This window comes from Anaerolineales bacterium (genome assembly GCA_015075625.1).
In the GTDB taxonomy this organism is placed as follows: domain Bacteria; phylum Chloroflexota; class Anaerolineae; order Aggregatilineales; family UBA2796; genus UBA2796.
Genome location: JABTTZ010000001.1, coordinates 1,511,286 through 1,530,114, shown reverse-complemented (window position 1 = coordinate 1,530,114; position 18,829 = coordinate 1,511,286). Strand labels below are relative to the sequence as shown.

The 18,829-nt window shown below is 47.6% G+C and carries 17 protein-coding genes and 1 pseudogene; 9 read left to right on the top strand and 9 right to left on the bottom strand.

From position 1 onward, the window contains the following. Nucleotides 1–413 precede the first annotated feature (413 nt). The 5 genes from HS103_06410 to HS103_06390 all read left to right on the top strand — a co-directional run bounded on the left by HS103_06410 (nucleotide 414) and on the right by HS103_06390 (nucleotide 8,716). Nucleotides 414–1,340, top strand: coding sequence for a CPBP family intramembrane metalloprotease (locus HS103_06410; GenBank protein ID MBE7512431.1), 927 nt, complete (start codon nucleotides 414–416; stop codon nucleotides 1,338–1,340). Beyond that, entirely contained in the window at nucleotides 1,337–2,230 is an 894-nt protein-coding gene (locus HS103_06405) for a hypothetical protein (GenBank protein ID MBE7512430.1), read from the top strand. Before HS103_06410 ends, HS103_06405 begins: the two co-directional genes overlap by 4 nt. A 39-nt stretch (nucleotides 2,231–2,269) precedes the next feature. Further along, complete coding sequence (locus HS103_06400; protein MBE7512429.1) at nucleotides 2,270–2,872, top strand: winged helix-turn-helix transcriptional regulator; 603 nt, start codon at nucleotides 2,270–2,272, stop codon at nucleotides 2,870–2,872. Nucleotides 2,873–2,912: 40 nt separating this feature from the next. Beyond that, complete coding sequence (locus HS103_06395; GenBank protein MBE7512428.1) at nucleotides 2,913–6,374, top strand: hypothetical protein; 3,462 nt, start codon at nucleotides 2,913–2,915, stop codon at nucleotides 6,372–6,374. Nucleotides 6,375–6,436: 62 nt separating this feature from the next. Then, entirely contained in the window at nucleotides 6,437–8,716 is a 2,280-nt protein-coding gene (locus HS103_06390) for a hypothetical protein (GenBank protein MBE7512427.1), read from the top strand. A 182-nt stretch (nucleotides 8,717–8,898) separates the two neighbouring features. Here HS103_06390 and HS103_06385 read toward each other — a convergent pair whose 3' ends face one another. The 3 genes from HS103_06385 to HS103_06375 all read right to left on the bottom strand — a co-directional run bounded on the left by HS103_06385 (nucleotide 8,899) and on the right by HS103_06375 (nucleotide 11,398). Then, nucleotides 8,899–9,276 carry a type II toxin-antitoxin system PemK/MazF family toxin gene (locus HS103_06385; protein ID MBE7512426.1) on the bottom strand — a complete coding sequence of 126 codons (378 nt, stop codon included), beginning with the start codon at nucleotides 9,274–9,276 and terminating at the stop codon, nucleotides 8,899–8,901. After that, nucleotides 9,277–10,440 (bottom strand): ImmA/IrrE family metallo-endopeptidase, encoded by a 1,164-nt coding sequence (locus HS103_06380; protein MBE7512425.1) that lies wholly within the window; start codon nucleotides 10,438–10,440, stop codon nucleotides 9,277–9,279. Between the two features lie 607 nt (nucleotides 10,441–11,047). Continuing rightward, complete coding sequence (locus tag HS103_06375) at nucleotides 11,048–11,398, bottom strand: hypothetical protein (GenBank protein MBE7512424.1); 351 nt, start codon at nucleotides 11,396–11,398, stop codon at nucleotides 11,048–11,050. 151 nt (nucleotides 11,399–11,549) lie between these two features. Here HS103_06375 and HS103_06370 point away from each other — a divergent pair. Next, a pseudogene (locus HS103_06370) lies at nucleotides 11,550–12,548 on the top strand (transposase). A 46-nt stretch (nucleotides 12,549–12,594) separates the two neighbouring features. On the opposite strand, the gene HS103_06365 reads toward HS103_06370, so the two are convergent. Beyond that, nucleotides 12,595–12,837 carry a hypothetical protein gene (locus HS103_06365; protein MBE7512423.1) on the bottom strand — a complete coding sequence of 81 codons (243 nt, stop codon included), beginning with the start codon at nucleotides 12,835–12,837 and terminating at the stop codon, nucleotides 12,595–12,597. 198 nt (nucleotides 12,838–13,035) lie between these two features. On the opposite strand from HS103_06365, the gene HS103_06360 reads away from it, so the two are divergent. The 3 genes from HS103_06360 to HS103_06350 all read left to right on the top strand — a co-directional run bounded on the left by HS103_06360 (nucleotide 13,036) and on the right by HS103_06350 (nucleotide 15,209). After that, a complete protein-coding gene (locus tag HS103_06360; protein MBE7512422.1) occupies nucleotides 13,036–13,512 on the top strand; it encodes an SRPBCC family protein in 477 nt (158 codons plus the stop codon). A 181-nt stretch (nucleotides 13,513–13,693) separates the two neighbouring features. Further along, entirely contained in the window at nucleotides 13,694–13,999 is a 306-nt protein-coding gene (locus tag HS103_06355) for a hypothetical protein (GenBank protein MBE7512421.1), read from the top strand. 307 nt (nucleotides 14,000–14,306) lie between these two features. After that, complete coding sequence (locus HS103_06350) at nucleotides 14,307–15,209, top strand: LuxR family transcriptional regulator (GenBank protein ID MBE7512420.1); 903 nt, start codon at nucleotides 14,307–14,309, stop codon at nucleotides 15,207–15,209. Nucleotides 15,210–15,534: 325 nt separating this feature from the next. Here the strand turns inward: HS103_06350 and HS103_06345 are convergent, their stop codons facing one another. The 5 genes from HS103_06345 to HS103_06325 all read right to left on the bottom strand — a co-directional run bounded on the left by HS103_06345 (nucleotide 15,535) and on the right by HS103_06325 (nucleotide 18,566). Beyond that, nucleotides 15,535–16,017 carry a hypothetical protein gene (locus HS103_06345; protein ID MBE7512419.1) on the bottom strand — a complete coding sequence of 161 codons (483 nt, stop codon included), beginning with the start codon at nucleotides 16,015–16,017 and terminating at the stop codon, nucleotides 15,535–15,537. A gap of 190 nt (nucleotides 16,018–16,207) precedes the next feature. Beyond that, a complete protein-coding gene (locus HS103_06340) occupies nucleotides 16,208–16,498 on the bottom strand; it encodes a hypothetical protein (GenBank protein ID MBE7512418.1) in 291 nt (96 codons plus the stop codon). A gap of 190 nt (nucleotides 16,499–16,688) precedes the next feature. Then, nucleotides 16,689–17,030, bottom strand: a complete 342-nt coding sequence (locus HS103_06335; protein ID MBE7512417.1) for a hypothetical protein — start codon at nucleotides 17,028–17,030, stop codon at nucleotides 16,689–16,691. 515 nt (nucleotides 17,031–17,545) lie between these two features. Then, a complete protein-coding gene (locus tag HS103_06330) occupies nucleotides 17,546–17,914 on the bottom strand; it encodes a hypothetical protein (protein MBE7512416.1) in 369 nt (122 codons plus the stop codon). Nucleotides 17,915–18,119: 205 nt separating this feature from the next. Further along, nucleotides 18,120–18,566 (bottom strand): hypothetical protein, encoded by a 447-nt coding sequence (locus HS103_06325; protein MBE7512415.1) that lies wholly within the window; start codon nucleotides 18,564–18,566, stop codon nucleotides 18,120–18,122. Nucleotides 18,567–18,829: the final 263 nt, after the last annotated feature.

The window sequence follows — 18,829 nt, the reverse complement described above, 5'->3', positions numbered from 1 at the left end:
TAGCTGTCACAAAGCATATTCTCTCGCCACGATTAACGTTTTTATCTCTCTGCAACGAGCTAACTGTTGCTCAAAACGATGATCGGAGCCGTCTGTAAAGTCGTTCGCCATCAGTCGCAAACGGTTTAAGGCATCCTGAAACTGTTCGTACAATGACATTATTTCCTCCGAAATCAAAAGGTCAGTTCATCATATCAACTTTGAAACCCAGAGTCTTCAAAAACTGTGCCGATCAAACCGAACATTGAGATAGATACCACCAAATAATGATGGTGCAGAACTAAAAAATGAGATATTGCTCTTGCGAGTTTATGAAATAAGCCCGAAAGACCTATCTTCTACTCCGTGCTGGAAAAGTTTCTATAATGATCTTGGCGAGGTATCAATACTGCGAAGGTCAAATGACACGGGAAATGACGCGCACCACAATTAAACGTCGCCTAGACAGGATACAAGAACTGTTAAATCAAGTCGAAACACGGTCAATAGGCTTGACAGTCGCGCTTGCACACGCTTTTGTGTTTTGGCTGGTAACTGGTATAGCTGGAGCTGTTCAAGATCCACTTGCCATTAGATTCGGATTAAATCCGGCGGACCCATTCACAAGAGAATTCCTCAAACTGGTATTCCTCGATGGAAGTATCGTTCTGTTATACCTGCTCACATTACCTGCATGGCGAAAGGCAAAAACGTCAATCAATTGGGGCCTACAGGTAAAAAACTATCGTGGGCTAGGTTTCTTCATAGGAATGACGTTAGGCATTCTGGCCCAGTATCTTTTTGTCCGAATGATGGAGTCTGCCGGATATTGGATAAAAGACGGCAGCTTTGGAGTAATCACAGTTGCTGGATTTATCCCAGTAATTCTTACAGCTTTTTCGGAAGAACTGGCATATCGAGCATATTTATTTCAAACAACTGCAAAGTTGGCAGGAGTCCCTGTGGCACTCTTTATTTCAGCATTTGCATTTGGCATAGCGCACATTCAAGGTCATTCGGTGGAGTTTGGTATCCCACCAGGATTGGCTTTTATTCCAGCGTTCCTTGGAGGTTTGACATTTACCTATGCGTATCGCATAAATAACAATCTTTGGCTGCCGATGGGTTTGCATTTCGCATGGAACTACTTTGGTGGTGTATTTGGTAGCATCATATCGCCGGAGACACCCGCGATGCTGAAATTGCTAGTTCAAATGATGGTGCTTGTGGGTCTGATCGCAATTTTCGTGGAATGGATGTTGTGGTTGCGCCGAGCAGCCCGCCCAACAGTATCCGCCAATCAAGATATCTCACCAAGTATCCGTAATCAAGAGGAAAACCAAAGCGGATTACGTACATGAAACATCGCCTGAAAATGAATAACCTGACGGGTTTTGATGACATTGAGTGCTTCTATAATGATTTCGCTGATTGCCTATCCGAACCAGCAATTCAACAACTTGAATTCGACCTTACAGCCGTGACCTTTATGACACCAGAGACGGTGTTAGCGCTGCTCAGTGCTGCGCGGCTCTGGTATAACAACCGGGGTTGTGCCATTACGTTAGCGTCTATTGATAGGCAAGTCCATCAATATCTGGAGCGAATCGATCTGCTACGCGAATGCAGTGTCTACGTCTCGACCTCCCATGACTCAGTTGAATCTTGGACACGAGCGAATAGCCTAAATTTACTAGAAATAACACCGATCCCCGGCGAACCAGAGGACAATACTCAGGCAGTATACGCGATTTATACCAAAGCGCGGGCTTTATTATTGGGCCGGATTGAAAATCGGCGAATGGAAGCTGTATGTGACCTGCTAAATGTGATCGCGGAGAATATCATTCATAGTAAGGATACCGGTCATGTGTTGATGCAGTGCTATACTGCGGGTATTGGTTATCGAATCCATATTGGCATTGCTGATCTCGGTCTAGGGATTCCTACCACGTTTCACACGCGATATCCCAATCTTGGGAACGGCTCGGACTACCTTTTGAAGTCTTTAGACATGGGCGTTACAAGCCGTACAGGTTCAGGCGGCCTGGGCCTCTACAATGTCAATCGAATTGTTCGCGGCCAGCAGGGGAGTTTGTCCATTCGTTCTGGTAGTTCAATGCTTCAGGTTTATTCCAACCGTACTTATCAGCACGATGGGTTGGTGTACATCCCTGGTACGCAGGTATTCATAACAGTATGGGGCAACCATGATGCGGCTCATTGGAAATACCTCTTGTCGGAACAGTAATCCTGGTATATAATCTTTTCAGCAGAAAGTGCTGATGAGATGGTGAACCAGATTCTACAAGCGACAGAGATAGGGCGTTCGGTAGGTATTCCATTTGTTTCGCTGCTGGCTACTCGTGTAGTTGGCAAGCGATTTTTTGAGTATTTGCAGGAATATTTGCGCCAGCAGCCGTCCAACATAACCGTTAAATTATCCCTGGCAGGGGTTGAGGTGATGGATGCCTCATTTTCTGACGAGGTCTTTGGCACATTCGCGGCTCTTCGCGCCAGACGTGAAATTACGCTATGTCCCGTTATCTTAACCGACCTGAACCAGACCTGTCGGGAAAATCTGCAAATGGCACTGGAGACAAGAATTGACAGGGAACCAGAATCGCTCGAACGGTTGCGTAATTGTGTGCTGCCAATATTGGATGGGATGGCTCTCGACCTCATAGGGAGAAATGAAGACCATATTCAGGAATCGTTTATGCTGCTTGGTAAGCACTGCCGCTTAACCGCAAGAGAACTGGCCGACATCCTCAATCTGAATGTCAACGCCGCGAGTACCCGGTTGAAGACTCTTGCTGATCTAGGGCTTGCCTTTCGTATTGAGACTCGTGATTCCGTCGGTAAACAGTATATCTACAACGCTCTACTGTAGTTTTTTTAGAAACCAGTTCAGCAAATTTTGGAGAGATGTAATGACAGGCTATCTTGACTACTATAAGCAGACAATCGAACACTACGAAACTGGATTGAAACTGGTCGTTGGTGGGACGGGCCTCGGCAAAACCAGCAGTATCAAGGCTGTTGTGCGAGATTTACCGCAGGAACGCAAGGCAATCTATATTGCGAATCGAATCCAATTACTAGAAGAAATGGTCGAGCGCGGTCAGGGCTTTAAGCCAGAGGAAGTTGCCTTTCTCCGACGTGACTTTGAAGTAGTGCTAAACACGATTGCCACAATGAAAGCAGATCTCTATGCTCTGCTGGATGATGATCTATTCCGGGCCTACGCGGGCAGCGTCGATATTACCCGCCTGAAGCAATCCTGCACCTTGCTGGAAGATCTGCGCGAGCAGGTCGGAGGTCCATTTATTCCCAAATTACTGGAAGAGAAGGCAGAGGAGAAGGCGCGACAAGTTCTTGCCGACTTTAAAACCGTGATCCTGACCGCCAAACAGAAGCGCAAAAAAGATTATGGAAAATTGCTAGACCATCCAGTAATCCAAGGATTGTTTCCATTCATCAGGTTTCTGCGCCGTCCCGAAGTCCGGATCTTGCTGGTCACCCTGCATAAAGCGTTCTACGGTTTTTTTGACGGTTCAGAAACACTCAGCCTGTCCCGGCTCTCTGGCTATCTGATCTTCTTGGATGAATTCGACTTCCTAGAAAACGATCTAATCGGTCTGATTTGCCGTTCACCGCAGATAGATGATCCCTTCCAGTTTGTCGAGTTCTTTTATGAGCAAATGCGTAGGCACAAGCTGGGATTGGATATATACCCGGTTTCCGGTGGCGAGAATATCCGTCGGCGCTTAATCGAAATCCAGAGCGAAATTGAACTGCTGCAACGAAGTGGCATCCGCTATCCTGAAATTAACCAGTTCATCTGTAAAGCGCCGCAAATAAACGCTGCTGTGTTCCGCACGACCCATTCGGTCAGCACAGCGCCGCTGTATCTTTGCCAGACTAATCGAGCATTCGAGGTTGTATTTGACCGTAACGCTCCCTGCGATGGCAATGTGTTTCCAGCCAGGCGGTTGCTTTCGGCGGTCTCAGCGGTGTCGGAACGTATCCTGACATTGCTGAAGGAACTTGAAACGGACGATCCAGAAACACACCGCGACCTCATGCGAGATTGCTACCGAAATACGGCGTTCTTGGAACAACTTCCGCAGATTTCACAATTCCCGCGACGGCGATTTCAGCAGCTCACCCGGCTTGGCTCACTGCTTGAGTCTGGGTATAGCCTGTACGACATAAAACACCTAGAAAAGCAGACTGATCCTGAAGAAGTCGAACTACGGCACTATGCGATCTATGTGACTCCTGAAAAACTCGTTGCAACACTTGCAATGAGCAACCTGGTCTTTGGCTTGTCAGCGACGGCGGATATCCCACGCTGCCTAAACCACTTTGACTTGAGCTGGCTGGGAGATCGGGAACAGGTGAACTTGATTCCCATCGATGACTATGATCAGCAGATCGTCGAGACACTGAACGCACAGAAGGCTCAGGCACGGGGAAACCAAATCGTCGTAGCCCGACTGCCAGAACTTGATGACAAAACGACTTTGAAAAAGGCTTTGCGTCACTATATAAATTTCATTGCCTCAGATGAGCGATTTGGTGAAGATACGGGCGGTGGTCATCTTAAACGCCGGATCGAGCGCTTCTTTTCGTCCGTTCTATGGGCCTGCAACCGTCCAGCCGAAGTACGGTCAGCGGATTCGCATCTGATGTTCTTAAATACGTTCCACCAGATCAAGTTTATGTTTGAGCAAGCACCTAAACCACAGGATAACATCTTTTTGGTGCAGAAACGTGACGAAACGCGACCATTTACTGCCTACGACTTTCGTATCAACGATCAGGATTTTATCATCGTCTTTTACGATGCGGAACAAGCCAAGCGACTCAGAAAATCTAGGGAGTTAGAAGACCTCTTCAATGCCCTGTTCTGGCAGGGTGTGCCAGTTGTGGTCGTTACGCAATACCTATCAGCAGGGAACGGCGTAAATCTGCAATATCGCCCGACACCAGATAGTGCGGATGACGAAAAGCAGGATTTCGTCAATTTACATTTGCTCGAAACCCCCTATTTCTACTTCGGAATGCCTGATGAGGGGCAGACAAACGAGGAGCGTGCCGCAATCCTGAAGGAGAATATCTGGTATCAAGCAAAACTTCATGCATCAAAATATATCAGTGAACCGGAATTTAAGGTTCGCTTGGGAAAGCTTCACCATCCAACCGAATGGAATAACCAGTACCAAGGCCATCCTAATACGTCATCTGATTATGCACTGAACAGTATGGCGGCTTTTATTCAGGCGCTTGGTCGCAGTGAGCGTGTCTGGCGACCTATGCCGGATCAAACGGTCATTATGAGTGGCGATGTTCATGTGATCTTTCAGCGTTTCTTGATTTCGCCCGAATTCCAGTTTATTCGTGAGACTCGCACCCGTATCATTTCGAGCAACCTTCAGCAAGTTCTGACACAGATTGAGGCACAGAGCCAACAAATTGAGCTTGAGATCGCACGAAAAGCTGATAGCCGACTGGCCGCAGCCAATACAAAGTGTATTGAGAAACTCAATGGGCTTATTAACCAATTCCCAGCAGTTCGCCAAGCGATAAACGATACAGAAACTCGCCGGAATTGGGCAGCCTTACGCAGAGCAGCGTTGAAGCATGATTTCGCTGATGAGGTGTTACAGCGTTATGCCTGCTTCTTCAAATCGCCTTATGCTCAGAGGGGGATCGTGGTCTTAGGAAAACAGAATGAGGTTATTCCACCCGACCTCAATCATCCGGATACGTATCAATGGCGCTTAAACTTGCTGTACGACGTGATCAATGATAACCGGATCATCCGTGAGCATTTCAATCAGTATGGGTACGAATTGAGCTTCAACCTCGACAAGCAGCACTTTTTTGTACCGTATTTCTACCAAGCCGTCCTCGCTGGGGCCATAGGTGAAGAGGCGATCATGGCGCTACTGGAGGCCGCTGACGTTGGGTTTGAAGATGTGCCCAATTCATTATTCGAGGTTGCGGACCTGAAAATCGCAGGTGTGCCTTGGTACATTGATGCCAAAAACTACTCGGAGACTACGCTTGATCGGTTTGCCCTGTCACCTGACGATGCCCTGTTTCAGCCCAAATTGTACGAACCCTACTTCAAGGAACGGGCCACAGAAAAATGGCATATGATCGCGGCTGAACACGGCCCAGATAGCCGCCTCATCTATATCAATCTTGCAAGCGCCCATGAACGACCATTGGGCTACGTTACCCAGGACTTTACACCAGTATATTCGCTTGCTGACGCACAAATCATCGTTGTGCAGGGTGCGCTGCGATCTGAAAACCCGAATGAATACCATGAAGCCTTTGAACGATTTCTAAGTGATCTTACAATACGGATCAGCCAATAGGAGATACTATGCCCAAGGGAAAGAATCGAACCACCGCAAATGTTCGGACAACGACTATCAGTGTGACAAAGCCTGATGCCTTCACGGTTCTGGACTCCGAATTCAAATTGGTCAGATATGTGATTCCAGATCGGCTTAACAAGCGAGACTGGAAAACTTTCCAGCGCATCCACGCTCAGTTGAAGGAGCAGCTTGATTTTCCATATAAATCGTACCAGTACGACAAATTAGATGGATCTGAGCGCTGGGCCGTCTATGTTTTGTACCCGAAATCAGTGACTCCGATAGTATTAACCGTCGAGAACACTGAGATGGACTCGCGGACTGTCTCCTTTGGAGAGCCGGAGCTGCACCTGCTTCTAAAGCTGCTGCAAGTTCAATACTTTCGCGGTGAAGAACATGGAAAGTTTATCGGGCGGGATGCCTGCTTTATCTATGCCAAACGCGATGGCAAAAGCGCACACATCTGTATGGAAATTAATCTCAAGGGTGATCTTGGGAACCGTGATACTGATGCGACCCAGCTATTCAAGGTGATTGGCTCTGCACACAAGTTTGTGATCCCTAAGAAGCCCCTTGAAGCCGGTAAACAATACCTCAACGCTTATTACGGCATTTCGAACATGAGCGACGGAATTGTGTTCTTCCGACAACTCAAGCCAAGCCAGGTCATTGAATTCAGCAAGACGAGCCAGGTCTATGAGCAACGGACGTTTGAAGGGCGACGGACAACCCTTGACTATTATTCATTAGATGATGTCGAGCGAAGCAGGGGTTATCTCCTGAACGCCTTCATTGCCGGGTTTGCGGCATTTCTCGGCAAATATGGCTTTGTGGTGCAGCCTGTGGAACGTCAGTTCACGAAATTTGACCCAACACCCGAAATCACCGAGTTCGAACTACCGCTAGATATGCTTGAGGTAGTAAATATCTATGATATGCGGCTCAACCAGCATATCCCGATAGAACGTTATCGAACTTTGTTCCAAAGTATGTTTCCACAGGTGAGATTTGAAGTCCTCCAGCAACTGACATCAAACCTCAAGGTGGCAGTCCTATATATTATGGATTATGAGCCGGAAGCATTTGACGAAGAAATGCCTCTGCATGGTCAGAATGATCCATATCAGAGCTTATACGAGCAGTATCCCCAGATTCCCAAGCAAGGGTTGAATGTTAATCCGAATGAACTCAAACGCGCTGAGGATTATGACAAAACTGAACGAGCGTATCTGGACTACGATCGGCTGAATGCCGATGATAAAGGGATCAGGCAGGCCATCACCGTGTCTATGAATCAGCTTTTTCTCAAAGACTTGATCATGGGTAGTCGCGCAATTCAGGATCGATTACCCATCACCGATGTACCATTCGCATTCGTCCGAAAGGTAACCCAACAGCGGGTATCCTATGAGACTGCTCTCAATTTTGAAAACGGAATAGCACAATTCCTTGATCTGCGCGATCCCGAACAACGCGAGGCTTTTAACCAGCGATTGGAGAGTTGGGGAGTAAGCTGGGATAAGAATTACCAAATGCTAGCTCAGAAACGCGGCAAAAAGGAAGGTGACGACCCATTAACACGCTACGATTTGGTTATAGGGCCAGGTCTATTTGCGGAGATCGAGGACCTGAATGAGCGGGTTCTTTACGAATTCGACGAGATTACGCAGCGCCAGGAAAAACGCCGAAACCCATTCCCGATCCACGATTTCAAGCTCGCGGAGCGGTATGATGACGTAAGAACGTCCGCCATGCTGTCCCGAAGCGAACTACTGAAACACGGCTTGATCGATGCTGAGGGCAACGGACTTCGCTCAGGTCAGACTAAAAAGCAAACACAGTCCCTTGAACTCATCACACAACTGCGGGATTATGATGCGCTCCTGGATGAAATACGGCAGCAGTACCCAGAACGTACTGTTCAAGAACTCTGTGAAGACGAGCATTGGATGCCACGCATTGCACAAATCTTTGGAAGACAACCGGATGAGCAGGGAAAATATCAGTCTCGATTCCTCAGGGACCTTTATAAGCGGATTGATATGTTTCCAAGTGATAGGGAAGGCGAACTTACACCAACATACCAAGGAATTTGGTCTGATAATCAACATCGATTCATCGTTGGTGATGTTTATTCGCTAAAGTTGACCGGGCAGGCACGAGCGCATTTGATCAGGCAGTTTGTTATCTATCAGGGTGCGGCGCAGTTCGATTCACATACTATGCTTGATGCAACAAGCGTAAAGTTTGTTCGCCTCAACCAGTTCACGGTCTATCCCTATTTCTTTCACCTGCTCGATGTGTTTATCGAGAACGTACTGCAATATCAAATAGTTTGAGATGAGCAACACTGTAACCTCGCTGATAACGGGGATCTTGTCGTAACTTGCTATCGCCTTACGCCGTTTTCATTTGACAGTCAGAGTACTTGCCGTGCAATAGCACTAGCCGTCGATCTCAGTGGGATCGACGGTTATTGTCTTGGAATTACTGAAAATAAAGTTGCTTATGCTTTGAAGGACTATTTCGGAGGTGTGTAACCAACACAAAGTGCGATAGCAGCCGCAATATCATTAAGTTGGGCTTGAGTTAGAACACCGCGCTTATCGACAAAGCGATCTATAGACACAGATTTGATCTGAAATGCGTCCGCGAACGAATCGTTTGACAATCCATTGGTCTTTGCCGACGGAATAGCGACCATCCAGAAATAGTTCTTGAAATTTGCATTGCCTGTAGTGATGGGAACAACAATGTGTAAAGGTAATCGTCCAGTAGAAGGAACACTTACCACAACTGCCGGACGAATTTTCTGGATCTCTTGACCAACTTGAGGATCAAAATTGACGTTCCAAACTTCACCTCGCTGAATGTTACGTGGCCCACGACTCACAACCATTTAGAATTCTTCCTCTCCAAATGCCTCGAAGATTTCAAAATCCTCATTCGCTGCAAGTTCAAAGGAACGCTGCATCCATCGTTCACGTTCAGCAGCGGGCATAGCAAGTAATTCGCTTGGAGATGGGGATTCACTTGTTTCTGAGATGGGTTCGTCTACATCAAAATCGGGCAATGCTTGGTGTACTCGATCTGCCGTGATCAACCCCTCTGAAACAGCATGAAAAATCATCTGCTTTAACAAGACAGGTTCTTCATCTGCAACATAGTTGAATGGCTCAGATTTTTTCCACCCACGCTGATTGATCTCGCGCCAAAGTAGCGTTGCATAATGTTTGGTAATGATTTCAAGATCCGTTGCACGGTATATCCATCCTTGAATGCTCAACCCATAGCGGCGTTTGAGTGTCCCCAATTCAGCAAAGCTGATTGAACTCCGTTTGCGGCCCAATTCACGGTAAGCCACTTCCGCTGGAACAAGTAATGCTGCCGCGAAACGGTGTGCCAGTTGCTCGGAAAGTTCGTCAGGGGTCCGCATGAGTAAGTGTCCCAATTCATGAGCAAGATTGAAGCGCCGACGATCCACATCGACCAGTGTGTTCACTACTGTTACTGGCACATGCTCGCCACACCAACCCGACAGGCCATCAAACCGTCCTGCATCCCGATCCCATCCTACAACCACAACCCCATTTTGTTCGGCGGTTTGGGTTAGATTCTCAATTGGAGCCTCATCCAGCTTCCACTCGGAACGTAAATTCTGGGCAGCAGTTTCAGCTTCAGTTGAGGTCATGACATTCATAGGTTCAGGAAAATCATTTGACATATCGGGGTAGAGCAAGCTGCAAAGTTCCACTTGTAAAGCAACTACATCTCGTGCGTATCCCTTTACAACTTCCTGACCAGTGCTGGGAAAGTTGCTGTATTTTCGGTATGCCAACCACGCAACATTAGTTTGAGGCTCATGGAGAAAATAACCTGACTCCACTTTGAGAATGCGACACATTTCTAATAGCATGGATGCTTTAGGAGTGCTTTTTCCCATCTCATATTTTGATATCACAGCCTTCGTTGCTGGATGTCCCGCAAGTGTAAGGGCTTCAGCAAGCGCTTCTTGTGTCACTCCTGCAAGCAAACGAGCTTGGCGTATACGTTCGCTCAACATCACAAACCTCCTATGTGGCGTGTTGACAAGTTTATCATAATTTGCAACAAAGTCAACGATATTTAGAACAAATCATCTAACTTCTCACATAGGAAAAATGCAGACTGACCATGTTGAATGTCAGGTGGTCTGAAGTGAGAAACCCAGAAAAGGAGATATGGCGCTCTGCAAGATTTGCAAATGCCCAGTTTTAAGGAAGCGATCACATTCCAATGAATAACTTACCGATAGTTTCATAATATCGGCTACTACTGGATTTGTTTGTTTTAGATGCAGTTTTGTTTCAAAGGACCTTCAACATTACAGGGAGCTTTTTCAAATGACCGGGGGTTCTGCTCATGGTGAATCAACGAACAATACTTGGTTACTATTCTCAGTTGGGATTGACACGAATGACTATTGATATTAGGACCGTACGCGGCTTTGGATGTTGATTAGAAGTTGTCAATTGGACTTCTTTTTTCTGGTATCCTATTGAATGTTAGGGGCCGGGAAGGGATCATATTTGATCTATCGTCGGTGTGCTTTGTATGACACAAATAAAAAAGGGCATAACCCAAAGACTATGCCCCACAATGCTACGGCACATGACTCGACGTATTGAAAGTTAAATGTCTGATTGCTGGGTAATCTTTTCTGGATCGTAATCGTCTTCGTAGTCGTCCTCTGTGTCCGCCGCATCTTCCTGATCAGCGCGCATCTTCTTTATATCCTTGGCGACACTTTCAAGGATTTGCGTTAGGAACGGTGTGAAGTCATAACCGCGATTGCTTGCTTCGCTGGTTAATAGTTCATAGCCTTCTGCGGTTAACGGAATCTGCGGCGTTTTTTTAGGGTATTTTGCTTTGCCGATAGGTTTGGGCAACGCTACGGAAATCTTGGATGTTGCAGTCGCTTTTTCCTTTTGGTTGGGGTATTTTGCCCATTCGTCATAGTCAGATCGATCCCTCTGTTTCACGGAATTGAATGCTAGTAGAGTACTTCAAATTGCAGGTTATGGATGTGTTATTGGATAAAAAAACAAAAGCGATCTGGTCTTGCTAAATCGCCCATTCAATATCCTTAGGACTTTCGCTTGCAAGGCAAATTGCTGATATTGTAGAAGCACGATAAGCAAACGCCAATACATTGAGTACCTGATAAGTACACCTGGCAACTATACATGCAGTAATCTGGCTGAACATCTGGAAGCGATGAGCCATGATGCTGTCAGTGATTATTGGCGAAGAGACAAGCTGACTGCCCGACATTTGTGGGATTTGGTCGGGGCTTTGTTGAAGGACAGTGAAAGGGCTTAGTTGATCGTCGATGATAGCGTGCAGAATAAGCAGTATTCGCGCAAGATAGAGTTAGTGAAAAAGCAATATAGTGGCGCAGAACATGGTCTAGTGCGTGGTATCGGCGTCGTGAATCTCGTGCATAGCGATGGTACCGACTTTTACCCGATTGATTACCGCATCTATGCTCCTGAAGCGGATGGCAAGACCAAAAAGGATCACTTCCGTGAAATGGTCTTAAATGCCCTGATGGACAAGGGTATCCACGCCAAGACCCTACTGTTTGATAGCTGGTATGCCTCCGTGGATAATTTGAAGTTGATTCATCGCGCTGGTCGTTACTTTGTGACCACGCTCAAAGCCAATCGTATGGTGAGTTTGAGTAAAGCGAGCGGCTCTATTCATTTGGAGGCGATTGAATGGACAAGCGACGCCGTAGAGCATGGTCTGTCGGTTAAGCTGAAGGAAGTTCCCTTTTATGTGCAGTTATTCAAGCTAGTTGCCCCAAACGGTGACATTGAATGGGTGATTACAAACCAGCCCCCAGGCACTTTCTCCAAGTCCGACATTCAAGACGCGAATGCCGTGCGTTGGCAGATTGAGCAACTGCATCGGGAACTCAAACAATTGACCGGGAGTGAAAAGTGCGAGTGCCGCAAAGCGCGTTCACAACGCAACCATCTGGCTTGTTGTTATCACGCTTGGCTCTCGCTGAAAGTTAAGGCTCACCAATTAGGCAAGAGCCTTTACGAGGCGCAGCGAGATTTATTCCGCGACTATTTGCGGGCAGAGTTACGCTCACCACGCCTTTCTGCCTTTGGCATCAACTAAAGCGAAAGTCCTAATCATGAAAAATGTGGCTTGGAATAGATGCAGGCTATTTCATCAACTCGCCGCTGGCTTTCAAAGCGACTATTCCCGCGAAGATAATACTTGCCAATCCGATCAGTGCGCCAAGATCATTATCGGGTACGACATTTCCAGTTACAGGTATAGTCATGAAGCTCACGAGCAGCATCAACCCAAAGATAAGAAGAGCGAGAATAACCTGACGCAAACGGTAGTGCTTGACGGGCGGTTGAATGCTCATCCGATTGCGTGGTGATTTAGCGAATTGCATTTTGAATACCCCTATCTATTGCGATATTTTGTGATTCTAAAGCTATATCTGTGCCGATGGTATATTACGGTTGTGCGTGAACTACTTCTAATATGGTATGCCTTTTTTACGGATGTATCCCCTTTGTTATAGGGGTATTTGTTCAACACATTATAGTGAATGAGATCCAGCGCCGGTTGGATTGCGAAAGGATACGTAATGACAGATTCACAGGAAAGTGCCAGTACGCGACACTCAAAATCAATCAAAGCTCCGCCGGAAGCTGTCTATCGAGCGTTTACCGATCCTGAAGCCCTGGCTGTCTGGCTTGCACCCGGAGATATGATCGGCAAGGTTCATAGTTTCGACTACAGAGTTGGCGGCGGTTATCAGACGTCGCTGTATTATCCTTCATCCGAAATAAACATGCGCGGTAAGACATCAGAAAAGGGAGATAGATATACCGCACGGTTTGTGGAACTCACTCCACCTCGAAAAATCGTTGAAGCGATAACCTTTGATTCGGGTGATCCTGCCTTCGCAGGAGAGATGATCATGGAGGTCATATTGGAGGCTGAAGATAACGGAACCAGAGTATCCATCGTATTCAAGGATATTCCATCCGGCATTCGACCCGAAGACAATGAGGTTGGTACGCAGTCAGCACTTGAGAAATTGGCGCGTTATGTCGAGTAGAGACCAGTTGATCCGGTTGCCTCATAACTATGGTGGCGTGCAAACCTTATTAAACCAATTTTGAATTCTGACAGACTTCCGATGCTGAAAGCATATTTGGAAAATAATCCCAGAATTCTGGGATAGATTGATTGCAACAGGAGAGTGCATAATGCTTCTAACGAGAAGAAAGGAAGCTATTATGATTCTCCTGCATATTGAACACAGTGTCACCAATTTTGATAATTGGAAAGCATCGTTCGATAGTTTCGCTGAACTCAGAGAAAAGTCTGGAGTGCAAGCGTATCGTATTTCGCGTACCATTGATAATCCAGATTTGGTGTCCATTGATCTCGAACTGAGCAGTTTAGATGGCGCGAAATCATTGCTCACGGCTGTGCAGCAAATTTGGCAGCGAGTCGGCGGCGTTCTCATTCATGACCCGCAGTGGCGGCTCTCGGAAATCGTCGATTCGGTTTCACTGCAACACCCAGCCACATCACATTAATCATTGCAAGCCGCTTCATACTATTATTTGCTAGCGCAACACCAAACTATGCCAGTAATGAAAGGCAATAACCTAGCATGGCGGTTTGTTGAAGATGGCTACAAAGCAAGATAAATCCGCTGACGCACGTCGATTAGAGATGGTTCGGCTCTGTCATCGTGGGCTAGACTCACGAACGTTGAGAGCCGAACTACTCCAGTATCTACAAACGGTAATTCCTTTCGACTTCGCCTACTTTTCTACCACTGATCCTGCGACACAACTGGGTACAAGTTCCGTTCTCGTCGAAGAACCACCTGCATGGTTCATGTCGCTGTTTGTCGAGAACGAGTACCTCCAGCCAGATTACATCAAATTTCATGATATGCTTCGCCAGAATCAGTTTGTGGCGTTGTTGAGCGAAGCAACCCGTAATGAGCTGCAACTGAGCCAGCGTTATCGTGATATGCTCGCGCCGATCAACATGAAAGATGAGCTGCGGGCTGCGTTCGTCAATGACAAATCATGCTGGGGTATATTGTGCCTGCACGCCGATATAACCTACGGTGAAAGAGAAGCATCTTTCATCGCTAGCCTTGCGCCACACATCGCTGATGGGCTGCGAAAATCCCTGCTCTTGGAAACAGCAAACATTACGGAGACATCGGATGCACCGGGTGTACTGATTCTCACAGATGATTTGTCCGTTGTGGCGATGACAGCAGCCGCTGAATACTGGTTAGCCGAGTTGAGCCAAGCAGAACAACCCACAAACGCGCCGCTTCCGGTGGCAGTACGCAGCGTTGTGGCTGGCTTGCAGGCCATTGAGCGTGGAACAATGCCATTGTATTCCACTCCCAAAGTACGAATCTGTGTACCTTCGGGGCAGTGGCTTGTGCTCTATGCCTCAAGACTCAAGCAGTCAGACATTCAATCTCAAATCAGTGTTGTGTTTGAAGTTGCCCAACCCGCCGAGATTACACCTATCATCATGCAAGCGTACCGACTGACGAAACGCGAAACCGAAATCGCGCACTGTGTTTTGCGCGGTTGGTCAACGGGCGAGATTGTTACGCAACTCCATATCTCATCAAACACAGTTCAAGATCACCTGAAAGCGATTTTCGAGAAGGTTGATGTGAGCAGCCGGGGTGAACTTGCGGCACGTATCTTTACGAAACAATATTTGCCGCACTATAAGGCTAGTTTTTCTGGCGACTCATCTAGCTAGGAGGCTTGGCAATCAATTGGATAGGGAGATATGGAATGGGTGATCACCTATCACATCAACCGGAAATGTGGACAACGGGCGCAGTATACGAACGATAGTCGGGCGCTGGAGCTAGCTTGTTGTGCGGCAATTTTTGTCGTGGCTAAATGTGCCGCCAAACAGCAGTTAGCTTGATGTGGGTACAGCGCTGGCGTGGTCTATCTCACTGAAATTCGTCGTTTGCTCAAACATCTTGCGCTTTCAAATAAATTCCCAAATACCCTCTGATCTGAAAAAAAGAAAGGGATGGAGGAATCTTCCTCTCATCCCAAGATCGGTGAATGTATTACTTGTAGCTAACGGAGCTACGCCGCTTCTCCTTCAATTTTCTACGGCAGGTTTCAATACGTTCATAAGCGGCTTGTCCCGGTCCATTAACCTCCAAAGCCGCTTCTAATGCTTCCGCCCTTACTAAACGTTCCAGGCTAATCTCGATCTCACCTTGAGTCGCATTTTCCTTGTTTGCAACCTGCTCGGCTAACTCTGTCCATTGGCTGATGGCCGTCACGAACCAATCAAGGTTCTTCACAGTATTGAGATAGTGAACTTGATCTTCTGCGATAAGTTTGGCTTCGTTCAAGTCGGCAGCCCTGAGTTTTTCACTGTGGATAACTGGATTGGTCGTTTCAATAGATAGGTGATAATACACCCGACCTTTGCCGTCGAGTAACTGCGTCAGAATTAGTCGTAGGCCCGCACAGGATGCGCGGTTGATCCGACTATCATTAGGATCAGTCGCCCAATTTGATCGTGGTTGACTTTGCTGCATAAGATTCCCCTCCGAGTAATAGGTAGCTGTTGTCGGAAGGATGAGCGCGTTATGCGCGTAGGGCTTCTGACGGTGGGGATTGTCTTCTGCCAGAATGGTTAGTATTTGCGGTTGGTCGTGGAAGGCAACAGGGCAGATACCGAAAAAAAAGAAGGGGAATGAGGTTATGCCCCATTCCCAAGCGGTGAACTTACGCGGTGATCAACAACCGGCAAATTGGCGCGTTCTCAAACCCTGCTTGAACGTATTCCCCCGTTTCTTCGATGACCCCGGCTTTGATCAAAGCTTCCAGTACCCCTTCATTTTCCGAATAGTTTTTGATCGCTACGTGGTTTTCGGGAAGGAGAAAGTCTGGATTAAGTGTTGCTCGCGCATAAGGCATGTGTTCTTCATCGTAGAGCTGAATACCTTTGTTCTTAGGAGCTTTATAGGTACTAATTTCGAGGGTCAGGGTTTCGCCATTCCATTCGATGGTTGCCATCTGTCGTTCTCCTCTAGAGACAGTACGCGCGAAAGTGCGCTCGTCCTGAACAACGCGCCTAGCGTTCACTGAGCTTGCTTACACATGAATCTAGGTCACGCCTGCCTTTATTCGCGGAAGATATGAGAATCGCAGTTCTGTTCAAGAAAAAAGAAAAGCAGCCACCCTGTTTCAGAGTGACTGCCGTTCTTTATTCCGGCTGACCGCGCTCCGGTGTATTGTCGTACAGAGTCTTGATTCTTAGATAGGTCTTATCATCGCGGCGAAATATACCCTCAACGGTTAAGTACCCACTTTTCCTCTGCAACGAAAATACAATTCTATATTTGGCAGCCTTTGCTGGACGCAACCGATACCATATGGAATTCGTTGTGGTGATAGTTTCCACAGTCGATTGCAATCCAATTGGCTTCGTTGTTTCAGTTGCCGCCTCATCAACGGCTGCCAGTGCTTCTGCGATTTCGTCCTGGATTATCCCCTCTCGCTCAACGATATCGAGTAACTTGGCTGAAACACGGACTTTGAATGGCATGATGGCTTCCTATGTGAACGCAAGCCGCACACCAGCGCTGTGCTGCCGTGCGGTCACGAGAAGGCGAAATTGCCTGCAAAGCTAGGCGCGGTTAGCGCCTGTTGGATGAGCTACCAGTCGGAACGTGGGTCTTATGAGGCGTGTCCGTTGAGCCGGGGCGATCCTCTTCCTGAATGGTGCAACCGCTATCGAAGTACAGGACAATACGTTTCGCTGGCATGGTATGCCCCTTTCTGCCCATCTGGGCTGTAATGAAAGATCCACGATGGAGGGCGCGTATAGCGCCTAGCTTGAGGGCATTTATATGAACGGTCTGATGCGCATAATTAGCTGTATAGCTTGGGAGACTTGTGAGGGTGATGGGTTATTGGCAGGAGTGATAGGCTTCGCAGTCAAGTAGAATTTCCGATAACAGTGATATAGTGCGCTGCCTCTATTCACGGTAAATAGGAGGGTTTTCATCGCACCTGCGAAAAAATTAGGGAACTCCTCGCGGAGTCCCCAGATGTTGGAATTCAGTCTGCCATTTCTTGGACTTCGATTTGCGACGACGGACTTGCAATACGTCTGACCAAAATGCCAGCGGCCCACGTACCGTACTGAGCGTTGATTTTCCCGGCTTTGATTTGTGGTCCAATCCGTTCCAACGCATAGGTCAGTAACGAACCCTGGCTAGGCACGATGAATTCCTCTAAACGTTCCGGCTCTCCCTGCTGTTCCATTGCGTGCCGCAGCACATCCGCGATGGCTTTTGGTCTGATTTCCCGTTTCATCAGCTCATAGATGATGCTGACCCCTTGCTTTTCCGAAATGGTATTGACCGCGACAAACGGTTGGACCAGGGATGCAAAGAAGGCTATCAGTTCAGCAGACGAGAATTCCATAATGAAACATCCTTTCAAAAGGTATAAGCCGGTAGACGGAGTTTTGTCAGCACTCCTGCCGAGTAGAGCGCGATTAGCGCTATGCGAAGCTGTGTAAACTGAGGTTGTGAATAGGGACTTCTGTATACTGGCGGAAGAAAAAGAAAAGCCGCTCCTGTGCAGGAGTCGGCTTTGGACAGAACGCATTAACAAACGAAGACGGTTTTTACCTTGTGATGGACTGAATGAAGTTCGAGACTTTGTACTCGTCACTCCATTCCGGTTTCTGCCCGACGTTGCCCATGAAGGTGAAACGCATGAACCCAAACGCATTCTCCGGGTCTGCGGGAACGCACATATCCTTGATGAGAAGGACCGGCAGTTCCAGACCTGCGCCGATAGTGCCGTCCGCAGACGGCGGCTGGCTACCCTGTGCTGGCGGGATTGGATTGGCGTATACGTCAAGGGCCTGCACCTCAACCACATGCCCTTCAAGGGCGGGCAGGTACAGTTCCTTCTTGCTGCCCAGGCGTTCCGTCACGCGCACTTTTGATACGCGCGGTTCGGGATTCGGATCATCTTCGGTAGGCGCAGCCTGGCTCCGAATGATCAGCGTCCCTGATGCCCGGTTCTGGTCGCGGCGTACATTGGTCAGCAGACCAGCAGCGATCACCGAGAAAAACGGATTAGCCTTAGCAGTTAATGCAACATCCGGGGCGGCCTTTGATCAATGGATTGGAGTAACCCGGACAGCCCAGGCTGCTGAATATCAGGGGACAGCCGAAAAAGTCTATATGACGCGCACGGCATTTGCCTACGGAACTGCGACGGCGAAAGTGCCGAAGTGATGAGGGTTCCTTTTGCAATCGGAAGGGGGAGCTTGACTCCCTCTTTTTATTTAGCGTAGTTTAGCGGTTATCAAGTGTCGAGCGGTAG

Coding starts and splice junctions, on each gene's coding strand:
- HS103_06410 (MBE7512431.1), top strand. CDS start 414: ATGACGCGCACCACAATTAAACGTCGCCTAGACAGGATACAAGAACTG.
- HS103_06405 (MBE7512430.1), top strand. CDS start 1,337: ATGAAACATCGCCTGAAAATGAATAACCTGACGGGTTTTGATGACATT.
- HS103_06400 (MBE7512429.1), top strand. CDS start 2,270: ATGGTGAACCAGATTCTACAAGCGACAGAGATAGGGCGTTCGGTAGGT.
- HS103_06395 (MBE7512428.1), top strand. CDS start 2,913: ATGACAGGCTATCTTGACTACTATAAGCAGACAATCGAACACTACGAA.
- HS103_06385 (MBE7512426.1), bottom strand. CDS start 9,276: ATGGTTGTGAGTCGTGGGCCACGTAACATTCAGCGAGGTGAAGTTTGG.
- HS103_06380 (MBE7512425.1), bottom strand. CDS start 10,440: ATGTTGAGCGAACGTATACGCCAAGCTCGTTTGCTTGCAGGAGTGACA.
- HS103_06365 (MBE7512423.1), bottom strand. CDS start 12,837: ATGCAATTCGCTAAATCACCACGCAATCGGATGAGCATTCAACCGCCC.
- HS103_06360 (MBE7512422.1), top strand. CDS start 13,036: ATGACAGATTCACAGGAAAGTGCCAGTACGCGACACTCAAAATCAATC.
- HS103_06355 (MBE7512421.1), top strand. CDS start 13,694: ATGATTCTCCTGCATATTGAACACAGTGTCACCAATTTTGATAATTGG.
- HS103_06350 (MBE7512420.1), top strand. CDS start 14,307: ATGTCGCTGTTTGTCGAGAACGAGTACCTCCAGCCAGATTACATCAAA.
- HS103_06345 (MBE7512419.1), bottom strand. CDS start 16,017: ATGCAGCAAAGTCAACCACGATCAAATTGGGCGACTGATCCTAATGAT.
- HS103_06340 (MBE7512418.1), bottom strand. CDS start 16,498: ATGGCAACCATCGAATGGAATGGCGAAACCCTGACCCTCGAAATTAGT.
- HS103_06335 (MBE7512417.1), bottom strand. CDS start 17,030: ATGCCATTCAAAGTCCGTGTTTCAGCCAAGTTACTCGATATCGTTGAG.
- HS103_06330 (MBE7512416.1), bottom strand. CDS start 17,914: ATGGAATTCTCGTCTGCTGAACTGATAGCCTTCTTTGCATCCCTGGTC.